Here is a 14,069-nt window from a genome sequence, read left to right as displayed (position 1 = left end):
GGGCGCATGGGCTGGATGCGGGGGCCCTGCACAGGAGACACCCTTGCGCCACCGCACCGATACCGACCCCCGGCAGACCCCCACCCGCCTCGCCGACTACCGCCCGCCGTACTGGCTGGTGGACCGGGTGCGGCTGGAGTTCGAGCTCGACCCGACCGCGACCCGCGTCACCGCCGAGATCGAGTTCCGCCGCAATCCCGAGCGCGCCGCGGAAGGCCCGGCGGATCTCCGCCTCGACGGGCGCAGCCTGATCTGGCGCGGCGCGAAGATCGACGGCACGCCGCTGGCCGACGACGCGGTGGCGATCGACGGCGAGGGCCTCACGGTCGCCGCCGCGCACCTGCCGGGGGAGCGCTTCACCTGGCGCTGCGAGACCGAGATCGACCCAGCCGCCAACACCGCGCTCGAGGGGCTCTACATCTCGAAGGGCATGTACTGTACCCAGTGCGAGGCCGAGGGCTTCCGCAAGATCACCTTCTACCCCGACCGGCCCGACGTGATGGCGCCCTTCGAGGTGCGCATCGAGGCGCCGGAGGAGATCCCCGTCCTGCTCTCCAACGGCAACCCGGTGACCGGCGGCGGCACCAGCGAGCTGGTGGTGACCGGCGGCACCCGCCGCCGCGTCGCGGTCTGGCACGACCCGCACCCCAAGCCGGCCTATCTCTTCGCGCTGGTCGCCGGCGACCTGGTGGCGCATCGCGACCGCTTCACCACCGCCTCCGGGCGGGATGTCGAGCTGGCCATCTGGGTCCGCCCCGGCGACGAGGCGAAATGCGCCTATGCCATGGATGCCCTCAAGCGCTCGATGCGCTGGGACGAGGAGACCCATGGCCGCGAGTACGATCTCGACATCTTCCAGATCGTCGCGGTGGACGATTTCAACATGGGCGCGATGGAGAACAAGGGGCTCAACATCTTCAACGCCAAATACGTGCTGGCGAGCCCCGAGACCGCGACCGACCAGGACTACGAGCGCATCGAGTCGATCGTCGCGCACGAGTATTTCCACAACTGGACCGGCAACCGCATCACCTGCCGCGACTGGTTCCAGCTCTGCCTGAAGGAGGGGCTGACGGTCTATCGCGACCAGCGCTTCTCCGCCGACATGCGCTCCGAGCCGGTACAGCGCATCGCCGATGTGGTGGCGCTCCGCGCGGCGCAGTTCCCCGAGGACCAGGGCCCGCTGGCGCATCCGGTGCGGCCCGAGGAATACGTCGAGATCAACAACTTCTATACCGCCACGGTCTACGAGAAGGGCGCGGAGGTGATCGGCATGCTGGCCCGCCTCGTCGGACCGGAGGGCTACCGCGCCGCGCTCGACCTCTATTTCGAGCGGCATGACGGTCAGGCCTGCACCATCGAGCAGTTCCGCGCCTGCTTCGAGGATGCCTGCGGGCGCGACCTCACCCAGTTTGCCCGCTGGTGGAGCCAGGCCGGCACGCCGCGGGTCACCGTCGAGGAGGCTTGGGAGGGCGAGACGCTGGTGCTGACGCTGGCGCAGGAGACCCCGCCGACCCCGGGCCAGGCGGAGAAGGCGCCGCTGGTGATCCCGGTCGCCATCGGGCTGATCGGGCGCGACGGGGCGGAGATGCTGCCCACCACGCTGCTCGAGCTGACCGAGGCGCGGCAGAGCTGGCGGATCGCGCCCGCCGCCGGCACGGCCGAGCCGCTGCCCGAGCCCGCCCCGGCGCCGGAGGGCAACGCCCCCGCGGACGGGCCGGCGGTGCTCTCCGTCGCCCGCGGCTTCTCGGCACCGGCGATCTTCCGCCAGCGGATGACGGCGGCGGACCGGGCGCTGCTGCTGGCCCATGACACCGATCCCTTCGCCCGCTGGGAGGCCGGTCACCGCTATGCCCTCGACGTCGCGCTGGCCGCGATCCGCGAGGATGCGGCGATCCCCGAGGCCTGGACCGATGCCCTCGGGCGCCTGCTGACCGATGCCGGGCTCGACCCGGCCTTCCGGTCCCGCGCCCTGACCCTGCCGGGCGCCGACGAGATCGCCGGGGAGATCGCCGGCGCCGGCGGCCTCGCCGATCCGGAGGCGATCCACGCCGCCCGGAGCGCCATGCGTGCCGCCCTCGGCAGCCGCCTCGCCGGGCCGCTCGCCGAGACCTGCGCGGCGCTCGCCGGCTCGGGCCCCTACAGCCCCGATGCCGCGGCCGCCGGCCGCCGCGCACTGCGCAACCGCTGCCTCGACCTGCGCGCCGCAGCCGGCAGCCCGGAGGCGGCGGAAGCCGCCGAGGCGCAGTTCGACACCGCCAACAACATGACCGACCGGATGGCCGCGCTCACCGTGCTGGCGCATCACGACCTGCCCGGCGCCGCCCCGCGTCTCGCGGCGTTTCACGCCCGGTTCCAGGGCGATGCCCAGGTCGTCGACAAGTGGTTCACGGTGCAGGCCACCGCCCCGCTCGACGGCGCCGCCGGCCGGATCGCCGCGCTCGCCGCGCACCCGGCCTTCGACTGGAAGAACCCCAACCGCTTCCGCAGCCTGATCGGCGCCTTCGCCATGGCCAATCCGCGCGGCTTCCACGCCGCCGACGGCGCCGGCTACCGGCTGGTGACCGACTGGCTGCTGCGGCTCGACCCGGTCAACCCGCAGACCACCGCGCGCCTCGCCGGCGCCTTCGAGAGCTGGCGCCGCTACACGCCCGACCGCCAGCGCCTGATCCGCGCCGAGCTCGACCGCATGGCCGCGACCCCCGGCCTCTCGAAGAACACCCGCGAGATCGTCGAGCGCATGCGCGGCGGCTGATCCGTCCCGGCACGGGCCCAGCGGACCGGGCCCCGGTCCGCCATGAGCTCGGAACGGCAGAGGCCCGCCCCCGCCGCATCGGCGCGCGCAGCGCGGCGGGCGGCCGGGGGTGGGGGCGGGGCTTTCGCGCGGAGCGCAGGGCGGCCCGCCAGGGCCTCCCGCAGCGAAGCGCCCCGCTCAGCCCTTGAAGACCGAGTTGCCGCCATCGGCCAGCACCGCCGCGCCGGTGACGAAGCTCGCCCGCTCCGAGAGCAGGAAGGCGGCGGCCTCGGCGATCTCCGCCGGCTCGGCGATCCGGCCCAGCGCGTGCAGCCCGGCGACGCGCTCCAGCACCGCCGGATCGGTGCCGGCCATCGCCGTGCGCGTGCCGCCGGGCAGCAGCGCGTTCACCCGGATGCCCTGCCGGCCATGCTCGGCGGCGAGCACCTGCACCAGCCCGACGAGCCCGGCCTTGGCCGCCGCATAGGCGCCCATCCCCGGCAGCCCGACGCCGTGCCCGACGAAGGAGCCGGTGAACAGCAGCGCCCCGGCCGCGCGCCGCCAGCGCCGGGATCTGCGCCTTCGCGGCGTGGAAGGCGGCGGTGAGGTTGACCGCCAGCACCGTGTCCCAGGTGCCCTCCGCCATCGCCGGCACCGGGCCGAGCGCGCCGGTGGTCCCGGCATTGTTGAACGCCGCGTCGAGGCCGCCGAACTCGGCCTCCGCCGCCGCCACCAGCGCCGCCGCATGGGCCGCCTCGCGCACATCCCCCGGCACCGCGACCGCGGCGCCGCCGCCCGCCCGGATCTCCGCCGCCAGCGCCGCCAGCCGGTCGGCGCGCCGCGCCCCCAGCACCAGCCGCGCCCCGGCGCCGGCCAGCCGCCGGGCGCTGGCCGCCCCGATGCCGCTGCTCGCCCCGGTCACGATCACCACCTTGCCGTCGAACTCCATGGCCATGCTCCTCTGCCGTGCCTGTTCGCCGGCAGACTGCGCGGCCCCTGGCGGCGCCGCGACCCGCTTCCTGCGCCCAGAAGTTGCGCCCGAATGCTGCGCCGCCCCTTGCCAGCGGCCGGCGCAGCGTGTAAGGGCACCGCCACATATCCACAGGCAGGGTCGGGCCGGTCGGGGGAGACATCCCCGGAGGTCCACCGGTTGGGCGCATGCCCTGAGCCCTGCCCAGGTGAAACCGGAAAGGAACCGACACATGGCGCTGCCCGACGTCAACCTCCGTCAGCTGCTCGAAGCCGGCGTGCATTTTGGCCACCAGACCCACCGCTGGAACCCGAAGATGGGCGAGTTCATCTACGGCGACCGCAACGGCATCCACATCATCGACCTGACGCAGACCGTGCCGCTGCTCGATGCCGCGCTGAACGCGATGCGCGAGGTCGCGGCACGCGGCGGGCGGATCCTCTTCGTCGGCACCAAGCGCCAGGCGCAGCAGCCGCTGGCCGATGCCGCGCAGCGCTGCGCGCAGTACTACATGAACCACCGCTGGCTCGGCGGCACGCTGACCAACTGGAAGACCGTCTCGAACTCGATCAACCGTCTGCGCGACCTCGACACGCGGCTCGACGACGGCGCCTCGGGCTTCACCAAGAAGGAGCGGCTCAACCTCGACCGCGAGCGCACCAAGCTGCAGCTCGCGCTCGGCGGCATCCGCGAGATGGGCGGCCTGCCGGACATGCTCTTCGTGATCGACACCAACAAGGAGGCCCTCGCCATCGCCGAGGCGAACAAGCTGGGCATCCCGGTGGTGGCGATCCTCGACAGCAACTCCGACCCCGAGGGCATCCAGTTCCCGATCCCGGGCAACGACGACGCGGCGCGGGCCATCGCGCTCTATTGCGACCTGACCGCCCGCGCGGTGATCGACGGCATGGCGAGCCAGATGGGCGCCGCCGGCTTCGATCTCGGCGAGCTCGAGGATCTGCCGATGGAGGAAGACCTCGGCGCGGCGGTCGATCCGGGCGCGGCGGAGAACCCGACCCCCGAGGATCTCGGCACCCCCGAGGCCGGCAGCGACACGGCGACGGCCGGCTGATCGGCCAGATCCGGCCGCCACGGCCGGACAGCGATGCGGCGGCGCGGCAGCGGGGTTTCCCGGCTGTCGCGTCCGCGTCACATAACTGCGATACGAGGCGGTGCCGGAGCGCGGCGCGGCGGCAAGGCCGGCCCCCGGGCACGAGACAATATGGAGAGCGAGCGATGGCGATCAGTGCGAGCCAGGTGAAAGAGCTGCGCGAGAAGACGGGCGTCGGCATGATGGACGCCAAGAAGGCGCTGACCGAGACCGAGGGCGACATGGAGGCGGCGGTCGACCTGCTGCGCAAGAAGGGCCTCGCCAAGGCGGCGAAGAAATCCGGCCGCACCGCGGCGGAGGGCCTGGTTGCGGTCGCCGTGCAGGGCGGCACCGGCGTCGCGGTCGAGGTCAACTCCGAGACCGATTTCGTCGCGCGCAACGCCGAGTTCCAGTCGATGGTCGGCGGCATCGCCCGCGCCGCGCTCGGTGTCGCCGACATCGAGGCGCTGGCCGCGGCCCCGCTCGAGGGCAAGACCGTGGGCGAGACCGTCACCGACAAGGTCGCGACCGTCGGCGAGAACATGACCCTGCGCCGGATGGCCCGGCTCGAGGCCGACGCGGTTGCCGCCTATGTGCACAACGCCGCCGCCCCCGGCATGGGCAAGATCGGCGTGCTGGTCGGCATCTCCGGCGCCGATGCCGCCGCCGCCGAGGCGATCGGCAAGCAGGTCGCGATGCATGTCGCGGCGACCAACCCGGCCGCCCTCGACGTCGCCGATCTCGATCCGGCCCTCGTCGAGCGCGAGAAGCAGGTGCTCACCGACCAGGCCCGCGAGTCCGGCAAGCCCGACAACGTCATCGAGAAGATGATCGTCGGCCGCATGAACAAGTTCTACCAGGAGGTCTGCCTCCTCAAGCAGGCCTTCGTGATCAACCCCGATCTCACCGTCGAGAAGGCGGTCGCCGAAGCCGCCCCCGGCGCCACGGTGACGGGCTTTGTCCGGCTCGAGGTCGGCGAGGGCATCGAGAAGGAAGAGGAGGACTTCGCGGCCGAGGTCGCCAAGACCCTCGGCGGCTGAGCCCCGGCGCAGTCACTCCGGCGCGGTCACATAGCCGCCGCGAGACACCGAGCGCCCCGGCCCCAGCGGCCGGGGCGTTTTTCATGTCCCCCCGGGCAATGCAGGCGCCGCGGCCCGGCGGCGCAGCCTGTCGAGCGCATAGGCATCGTGCTCGCGAAACGCGATCAGCACGAGGCAGGCGGCAAAAGTGATGCTCGCCGGGTAGAACACATGCGAGTTGAAGACGATCCGGTCCACCCCGGTGATGTACCAGCGGAACGGATCGAGGATCGCCCACCAGACCGCCGCCGCGGTGAAGCCGTTGATCAGCGCCTGCAGCGGCAGCACGAGGCGGCGCCAGAGCCCGAGCACGCAGAGCACGCCGATCACCGCCTCCGCCGACCCCGCCGCGACACCGACCGCCTGCGCCAGGTCGGGGCCGAGCTCGACGCTGCGCTTCAGGAAGAGGGGCGGGCTGGCCGTCACCACCTTGCTGAGCCCGAACCAGACCAGCAGGAAACCCGTCGTCACCCGGAGCGCCAGCAGGCAGAGCCGCTGCGCCCGCTCCGAGGTCTCCCAGCCGCCGGTCGTCATCCGCCCCTCCCCCCATTGCCGCGCCGCGGCAGCCTAGCAACAGCGGCCGCCGGGCGCCGTCACATCCATGAGAGGGCTGGCGGCGGAGCGAAGGCGCGGCCGTCCGCAGGCCGGGGGGCTTCCCCGCAGGCGATGCCGGGCGCCGTCCTCTCTGGGGTGGGTGGGGCCTGCGGACGGCCGCGCCTCAGTCGAAATTGAGCTTCACGGTGCCGGACTGGCCGCCGCCGCCTATGCCGAAATTCTGCTCCCCGCCGGCGGCACCCTGCCCCGCCGCTTCCGGCTGGCCGGCGCCGGCGCCCGCGGCCGGCGGCAGGCCGAGGCTCAGCGGCTCCGCCCGTTCCGCCTCGGTCAGCGGCGGCGGCGGCGCCCGCAGAAGCTCGAGCACCGTGCCCGCGGCACCTGCCCCGGCGGCGGCCGGCTGCACCGCGGCCACGGCCGCCGGTGCCGGCGCCGCGGCCGGCGCGCCCGCGGTCTCCGGCAGGTAGAGCGCCACCTCCTCGGCGATCCGCGCCATGCGCACGCCCTCGTTGTAGCTCCGCGTGCCGACATGGTGCAGCCCGATCACCCGCTCGCCGGCCAGCTCGAACACCGGTGAGCCCGAGGAGCCGCCCTCGGTATCGGCCATGTAGTGCATGAAGAGCGCGTCCTGCTGCACCATTTCGGTGTCCTCGAGCACGATCTCCTTCGGCCGGCCATCGGGATGCTGGATGATCTTCACCGCCTGCGCCCGGCCGATCGCCGCCCGGTCGGTCTCCAGCGCCAGCCAGCCGAACCGGTCGCCGAGGCGGCGCTCCAGCGCGATCAGCGCATAGTCGAGCTCGTAGTCCATCTTCTTCACGCCGAGCACCGGGCTCACCGTCTCGGCACCGCCCACATCGCCCTCGGCGAGATGCGCCATGGCGATCATCAGGCTGCGCGGGTCGGTCGGCTGCAGCGAGGCCATGTCGGCGACGCAGTGGAAATTGGTCATGAACAGGTCCGGCCCCACCAGGAAGCCCGAACAGAGCGGCGCGAAGCTCTCGCCCCGCCGCACCCAGATCTGCCCGACCATGGCGCTGAGCGCGCGGTTCGGGTCCGCCTCCGGCAGGCTGGCGATGCGCACGAAATTGGCCTCGCCCTGCACCGCCTCGGCGCGGCGCGAGGGATCGCCCCGGGGCGCGAGGCGGAAGCGGCCCTCGGGCATCGGCGCCGCCCGTTTCGGCGCGGCGAGGAAGCCCTCGACCCCCGGCAGCGACTGCGCCGCGGCGGGCACGGCGAGGCCGGCGGCGACGGCAAGGGCGAGCGCGGCGGACAGGCGGCGCGAAGCGGGGCGGGTCATGCGCGGTCTCCTCATCAGTAAGCTCTGCGGGCTCGGGCGGCGCTGCGGGCTCAGCGCGGGCGGATGCGGATCTCCCCGAGCCCGAGCGGCTCGAAGGCGCCGGTCCCGCGCCGGCCATAGAAGGTCATGTCGTCGAAATGCGCGGCGTCGAGCGGCTGCCAGGCAGAGCCCTCGCGGCGCTCCAGCACATAGCCCGGCGCCAGCTCCTGCGGCGCCAGCACCGCCGCGAGCGGCAGGCTGATCTCGCGCCCGTCATGGTGCAGACGCACGGCGATCTTCGGCGGCAGGGTCTCGATGATGCCGGTGCCGGCGCGCTCGGCCGGCCAGAGATGGCCCTCGAGCGGCACCAGCAGAAGCCGGCCCTCGGCCTTCAGCGCCCACTGGAAAAGGCTGAGCGGGGTTTGCGGCGCGGGCGGCGCGGTGCGGAAGGCGGGCTGCTCCTGCGCCGCCGCGGCGGGTCCCGGGGTATCCGCCGGATCGGCCGCGGCAGCGGCCGCCGCATCGGCCCGCGCCATCGGCGTGCCGGGCCCGGAGGCCAGCGCCAGCAGCAGGAGCGCGGCGGCCCCGGCAATCCCGGCGGCGGTGATCTCGGCGGCTGGTCTCATCGGTCCCTCCCGGTCGGGCAGCGGCGGCGGCGGCCCGTGGTCTCGGTTTCCTGCAATGGCCGGGCCGGGAGCGGTCTTGCGCCCGCCCCCTCGGGCCGGCGAAGTCTCCCGCGAATCGGGGGCCGCGCACAAGCGGGGAGCGCCGGCATCGGGCGCCTCCGAATCGAAAGGGCCCCGCCTGGGGGCCCTCCCGGTTTCTGGCGATGCCCGGCCCGCGCGGGGCCGGGCGCGGCGCATCAGGCCAGGTCCGGCTCGATGAAGGCCAGGAAGACCTGGTCGTAGCCGTCCTCGGCGATGATCGGCAGGAATGCTTCCTGCTCGGCCTCGGTGGCATCGCGGCCGAGCGCGTTGTTGGCGACGAGGTTCAGCCCCTCGAGATCGCTCAGCCCGTCGATCGCGGCGTTGAACTCGGTCGAGAGGTCGAAGGCCTCCGAGACGAACTCGATCGAGGCGGTCTCGTAGACCTCCGACCAGAAGTTGAGGCCGGCGGCGTCGAACTGGCGGCCGAGCGCGACATCGTAGAAGTCCTCGACCGTCGCCACGCCGGTGTCGAGGTCGAGATCGAACACCGCCGTGGTGCCCGAGATCTCGTAGGCCACCGCGATCTGCGCCTTGCCCGAGCTGCTCTCGTCGGCCGGGATGAAGGCGATGGTCTCCGGCGCGATGTTGCCGGCGCCGAACCCGTCGATGTAGTCGACGAGATAAGCGTTCTCCGGCTCGCTCACATTGTAGACGAAGACGCCCGAATCGCGCTCCGCGCCGATGAAGGCATAGGTCCGGCCATCGACCTCGCCGACCGCCAGCGCCTCCGGCTCGGGGCCCTTGGCGTCGGAGCGGTTCTGGCCGAGGCCGCCGTCATCGTCGTTGAAGCGCTCGGGGAAGTTGGCGGCGATGTAGCGCTCGAACTCGGAGCCCGAGTCGAAGACCACGTTGCCGGCGCTGTCGAAGATCGTGAAGCTGCGCGAGCCGAAGCTGTGCAGCACGTCGATGTCGCCGTCGCCGTCGGTGTCGCCGTCGATGGTCGAGACCACCAGCCGCTCCAGCCCGTCGGTGTTGACCGCCTCGTCGATCAGGCCGAGCTCGAGCAGATCGCCGACCCGGGCCTCGTCGCCGAAGGGCACCGCCTCGCCGTCGTCGAAGGCATCGCCGCGGCCGTCGCCCTCGTTGGCCGAGAGCAGGTAGGTGATGCCGCCGATCTCCGCCGCGGCGATGGCATCGGCCATGCGCAGGCCGAGGACCTGGCGCGGCACGATGTCGATCACCCCGTCGTCGGTGGCGTCGAAGCCGGCATTGAAGGCGGCGGTGACGATGCCGAGCTGCGGCACCAGCCCGGCGCTGTCCTCGATGCCGAAATCGTTGTCGTTGAGCAGCGCGATGGCCTCGCCCTCCGCGGTCTGGATCAGCGCCAGGCCCTCGGTCTTGTCGGAGGGGGTGTAGCCGATCTCCGGCACGCCGAAGAGCTTGCTCTTGGCCACCGGCTCGATGCCGAGCGCCGCGAGATCGGCGGCCGACTGCTGCTCGAGGGTCTCGCCCGCCGGCAGCGCCACCTGGTCGGCGATCAGGTTGGTGGCCTGGTCGAGGATGATCGAGAACACGTTCTTGTCGGCATCCGAGCCGAAATTGCCGTCGCGCTCGATCACGAGGATCTCGCCGGTGCCGTCGCCGAGGTCGCGGAACACCGCATCGCCGATCTTGTCGACCCGGCCGCCGGCCCGGATCGCCGCGCTCGGATCCTCGAGCAGGTAGACATGCTCGGCGACCGGCTCGCCGGTGGCGATGTCGATGCCGAGGATGCGGATCACGCCGGAGGCATCCGAGGCCGCCTTGTCCGGGTTGGCCAGCGGGGTCTGGATGAAGGCGTAGAGGATGCCGCTGGCCTCGTCGATCGCCATCGCCTCGAAGCCGCGGTTCGGCACGCGCGAGAAATACGCCTCCGGCAGGCTCTCGGTGCCGAAGCTGCCCACCTCCTCGCCGGCGGCGGCGGCGGTGCCGGCCGGGACGAAGCGGTCTATCAGCGTGCCGTCGGTGTCGAAGTGGTAGATCGCCGGGCGGTACTCGTCGACGGTCCAGAAGGTGCCGTCGCCGGCGCGCACGATGCCCTCCATGTCGGCGCCGAGCGGGTCGTAGTCCAGCGGGTTGCCGGCGGCATCCACCGGGGTCTCGTCCAGTGCCGGGTGGTTGGGCAGGCCGGTGATCGGGTTGCCGGCGCCATCGGTGAAGAAGATCTGGTTCCCGATGGTCGCCTCGCCGGTGCTCGGATCGACCGAGAACGCGACCACGCGGGCCTGGTAGTCCGGCAGGTTGAAGGTGCGCGCGCCCTCGACCACCTCGGAGCCGTTCGGGCCGCGATCCGGCACGGTGAGGAAGTTGAGCGTGCCGTCCGCCTCGGCACCGTCGAACCAGAGGCCCGAGAAGCCGCCGAGATCGATGTCGAGCCCGTTGGCATCGGTGCCGAGCAGCGGCAGGTCGGTGAACGCGACGGTGGTCAGCTCCGGGTCGCCCAGCCAGTGGTTGCGGGTGCCCTGGGTGATGATGTCGGTGAAAGCGAGGGTCTCGAGGTCCAGCACCGCGAAGGCGTTGGCCTCCTGCAGCGAGACATAGGCATGGCTGTCGTCCGGCGCGACGGCGATGTACTCCGGCTCGAGATCGGTCACCGGGTCGTATTCCGGGTTGAGGCGCAGTCCCTGGGTCGCGGCGGCGGCGATCAGGTCGGCGGCGCCGGAGAAGTCGACGGTGGTGGCGGTGACGGCGCCGAGATCGGAGAGGTCGACCACGGTGACGCCGCCCGGCGCATCGACCACGAGATCGCTCTCGGAGTTGAACTCGCCCTCGTTGGCGATCAGCGCGCGGCTGCCGTCATGGGTGAAGGTCACCGAATCGGGCAGGTTGCCGGTCTCGACGGTGGTGATCAGCTCGAGGCTGTCGCGGTCGTAGATCGCCGCCATGCCGTTGTTGGGCACGCCGTCGGTCGGCTCGACATCGACCACCGCAACGATCACCTCCTCGTTCACCGCGACCGACTGCACGCCGTCGAAGCCGGGCAGGTCGGAGAGCTGGATGCGCCCCGCGGTCTCGCCGGCGGCGATGTCGAAGATGTCGATGGTCTGGATGTTGCCGTTGGTGACGTAGAGCATGCCGTCGATGGTGTTCACCACCTCCGAGGCGCCCTCGGCGTCGCCATCGGTCTCGAAGGCGCCCTGGAAGGTCACCACCGGGGTGATGGCGAGCTCGCCAGAGCCGAGCACCGCCTCGAAGGGCGGCACCACCGGCACGTCGACCGGCTCGACCGGCCCGGGCTCGGAGATGTCGTCCTCGCGCAGGCCGAGGTTCTGGATCCGGCTGTCCGCCTCGGGGCCGGTCTCGGCCTCGGAGAAGGCGTCGTCGCCATCCACGGGGAAGGTCGCGGCGAGATAGTCGGCCAGCGCGTCCTGCTCGCCGATCTCGAGATCGGTCACCGTGCCGACGCCGCGCCAGGGGTAGCCGTCGCCACCGAGCAGGTCGCCCTCGCCGCCGGCGAGGAAGTCGAGCGTGACCACCTTGATGCTCTCCGGCGCGTCGTCGTCGACCTCGCCGTTCTCGACGATCACCAAGCTGGAGCCGTCCGGCAGGTCGATCTCGACGCTCCGGATGCGCTCGCCCTGCTGCAGGGTGACCAGCGTGCCGTCGATCACCGTCAGCTCCTGCGCCGGGGCCTCCGGGTCGAAGGAGAAGCGCAGGCCCCCGACCTGGGCGAACTGGCCGGGGGTCGCGCCCTCGGCGGTGGCGGCCACCGCGTGCTCGAGCACGATCTTCAGCCCTTCGGGGGTGGTCTCCACCGCCACCAGGCCGTTGTCGAAACGCAGCGCGTTCTGGATGTCGAGGAGCGAGATCTCGCCCTCCTCCTTGCCCGAGACCGGGTTGGCCTGGGTCGGCAGCTCGTTGCCCTCGCTGTCGACCTCGCCGATCGAGGCGCGGATGCCGCCGCCGTTCTTGATCGAGACGGTGATCGCCGGGTCCACCGCCTGGGCGGCGAAGATGTTGGCATCGGCGGTGAGGTTGCCGAGGGTGGTCTCCTCGGTGCGCACGGCCGAGCGGCTGCCCTCGATATAGACGGTGCTCTCGCCGAAGGCGGTGCTGTCGGCGGCGATCACCACATCGGTGACGGCGCCGGTCAGCGCGGCGACGTCGGCGCCCGCTTCGGAGCCGGCGATGGCCGCCTCGAGGCTGTCGGCGCCGGTGACGTCGAGCACGCCCTGCTCATCGGTGGCGAAGGCGCCGGAGACGTCCTCGTCGATCGAGCCGGGAACGATGTTGCCGTCCTCGTCGAACGTGACCACTAGGCGGCCGACATAGCGGTACTCGCCATCGGTGGAGACCACCGCGGTCGGGTTGCCCTCGGCATCCTCGACAATCAGCGGATAGGGCTGCTCGGCCGCGGCGCCCTCGCGCAGGCGGTCCTGCGCATCGGCGGAGATGGTGTCCGAGCCGCCGGCGATGATCACGTCGACGCCGGTCATCAGCGAGGCCAGCTCCTGCTCCAGCGCGAACTGCTGCAGGTGGCTGACGATGACGATCTTGTCGATGCCGCTGGCGGTCAGCTCGTCGACGAAGGGCTGCAGCGCGGCGGCCAGCGCCGCCATGTCGTTGACGCCCGGCGAGGTGGCGTCGGCGACGGCGCCGGTGGAGGAGATCTGCGAGACCAGCTGGGTGGTCGCGCCGACCACGCCGATCCGCTCGCCATCGACGGTCAGCACGGTCGCCGGCGCGCCCTTGATGTCGTTGCTGTCGGCGCCGGTCTCGGCCGGGTCATCGGGATTGACGCGGGCGCTCAGCAGGTCGGAGGCGAAGGCGGAGGCGGGCTGGATCGCGCCCGAGAACAGCGGGCCGACATCGAAATCCCCGGAGAAGTCGAGGTTGGCCGAGAGATAGGGGAACTGCGCGCCGGGGGTGTCGATCTCCTGGAGATAGTTGACATGGCCCGGGACCAGCGCGGCATCGTCGTAGCGGCTGCCGGAGAGGCCGTTGCCCTCCTCGCTGTCGTAGTTGATGATGTTCTCGAAGTAGTCGGTGCCGGCGTCGAACTCGTGGTTGCCCACGGCCGAGGCATCGAAGCCGAGCGCGTTCATGATCGCGATGTCGACGCGGCCCTCCTGGGTGTCGATCTCCTCGAAATAGTCCCTGAAGCCGTCGCCGTTGATGTCGGTGGTGTAGACCGCGTCGAAGCTCGCGGTGCCGGCGCGGATCGCCGCCTCGATCTCGGCATTGTCGAAGAAGCCGTTGCCGTCGGTGTCGTCGGCGGCATCCAGCGCGCTCTCGTCGATCAGGCCGAAGAGCGCGTTGTAGAAGCCCTCATAGGTGTTGCTCAGGCTGAAATCGCCGCCGGCGTTGAAGAACGGGCCGGGGATGTAGTTGTCGCCCGCGGAGAGCAGGATCGAGGGATGCCCGGCATCGGCCGCCTCGGCCTCGAGCGCCTCGACGATGGTCGCGAAGTTCGGCGCGTTGGAGATGGCGTCGACACCGCCCTCCAGATCCGACGCATGTAGAATTTGCAGAGTGAAAGCCATCTCACGTCCCCGTTTCCTGTTCGCGCACCCGAAGGCGCGCCGCATGGCCCAGCCGCTCCCGCTCGGGAGCCGCAACACGCAGGCCGGCCGCCTCGTTCGGCCCCCCGCCGCCGGCCGCACAGACGGCAACACCGGCACAGCCCGGCGGGGGCGGCATGGCCACCCCGTCGGACCGGTTCCGGTTAGGGATCGTTGA

7 protein-coding genes and 1 pseudogene are annotated in these 14,069 nt (G+C 71.9%); 3 read left to right on the top strand and 5 right to left on the bottom strand.

The genetic code is table 11. From position 1 onward, the window contains the following. Positions 1-43 precede the first annotated feature (43 nt). Positions 44-2,755: an aminopeptidase N gene (gene pepN, locus QSJ97_RS02825; RefSeq protein WP_285670025.1), complete on the top strand. Its 2,712-nt coding sequence runs from the start codon at positions 44-46 to the stop codon at positions 2,753-2,755. Between the two features lie 177 nt (positions 2,756-2,932). Here pepN and QSJ97_RS02820 read toward each other — a convergent pair. Then, positions 2,933-3,683: pseudogene (locus QSJ97_RS02820) on the bottom strand (SDR family oxidoreductase). Positions 3,684-3,936: 253 nt separating this feature from the next. Between QSJ97_RS02820 and rpsB the strand changes: the two are divergent. Beyond that, a complete protein-coding gene (rpsB, locus tag QSJ97_RS02815) occupies positions 3,937-4,776 on the top strand; it encodes a 30S ribosomal protein S2 (RefSeq protein WP_285670024.1) in 840 nt (279 codons plus the stop codon). A 164-nt stretch (positions 4,777-4,940) separates the two neighbouring features. After that, a complete protein-coding gene (gene tsf / locus QSJ97_RS02810; protein ID WP_285670023.1) occupies positions 4,941-5,834 on the top strand; it encodes a translation elongation factor Ts in 894 nt (297 codons plus the stop codon). Positions 5,835-5,915: 81 nt separating this feature from the next. On the opposite strand, the gene QSJ97_RS02805 is transcribed toward tsf, so the two are convergent. The 4 genes from QSJ97_RS02805 to QSJ97_RS02790 form a co-directional block, all read right to left on the bottom strand. Then, positions 5,916-6,407, bottom strand: coding sequence for a DoxX family membrane protein (locus tag QSJ97_RS02805; protein ID WP_285670022.1), 492 nt, complete (start codon positions 6,405-6,407; stop codon positions 5,916-5,918). Between the two features lie 184 nt (positions 6,408-6,591). Beyond that, a complete protein-coding gene (locus QSJ97_RS02800; protein WP_285670021.1) occupies positions 6,592-7,725 on the bottom strand; it encodes a trypsin-like serine peptidase in 1,134 nt (377 codons plus the stop codon). Positions 7,726-7,775: 50 nt separating this feature from the next. Further along, positions 7,776-8,330 carry a hypothetical protein gene (locus QSJ97_RS02795; protein ID WP_285670020.1) on the bottom strand — a complete coding sequence of 185 codons (555 nt, stop codon included), beginning with the start codon at positions 8,328-8,330 and terminating at the stop codon, positions 7,776-7,778. 236 nt (positions 8,331-8,566) lie between these two features. Beyond that, positions 8,567-13,873, bottom strand: a complete 5,307-nt coding sequence (locus QSJ97_RS02790) for a choice-of-anchor I domain-containing protein (RefSeq protein ID WP_285670019.1) — start codon at positions 13,871-13,873, stop codon at positions 8,567-8,569. Positions 13,874-14,069: the final 196 nt, after the last annotated feature.

It is taken from the genome of Paralimibaculum aggregatum (assembly GCF_030270585.1).
GTDB lineage: Bacteria > Pseudomonadota > Alphaproteobacteria > Rhodobacterales > Rhodobacteraceae > Thermohalobaculum > Thermohalobaculum aggregatum.
This window is presented reverse-complemented; position numbering and strand designations above follow the sequence as displayed.

What these genes read in the sequence shown, in the direction of transcription:
- QSJ97_RS02800 (WP_285670021.1), bottom strand. Translation starts at nt 7,725, where the DNA reads ATGACCCGCCCCGCTTCGCGCCGCCTGTCCGCCGCGCTCGCCCTTGCC.
- rpsB (WP_285670024.1), top strand. Translation starts at nt 3,937, where the DNA reads ATGGCGCTGCCCGACGTCAACCTCCGTCAGCTGCTCGAAGCCGGCGTG.
- QSJ97_RS02790 (WP_285670019.1), bottom strand. Translation starts at nt 13,873, where the DNA reads ATGGCTTTCACTCTGCAAATTCTACATGCGTCGGATCTGGAGGGCGGT.
- tsf (WP_285670023.1), top strand. Translation starts at nt 4,941, where the DNA reads ATGGCGATCAGTGCGAGCCAGGTGAAAGAGCTGCGCGAGAAGACGGGC.
- QSJ97_RS02795 (WP_285670020.1), bottom strand. Translation starts at nt 8,330, where the DNA reads ATGAGACCAGCCGCCGAGATCACCGCCGCCGGGATTGCCGGGGCCGCC.
- QSJ97_RS02805 (WP_285670022.1), bottom strand. Translation starts at nt 6,407, where the DNA reads ATGACGACCGGCGGCTGGGAGACCTCGGAGCGGGCGCAGCGGCTCTGC.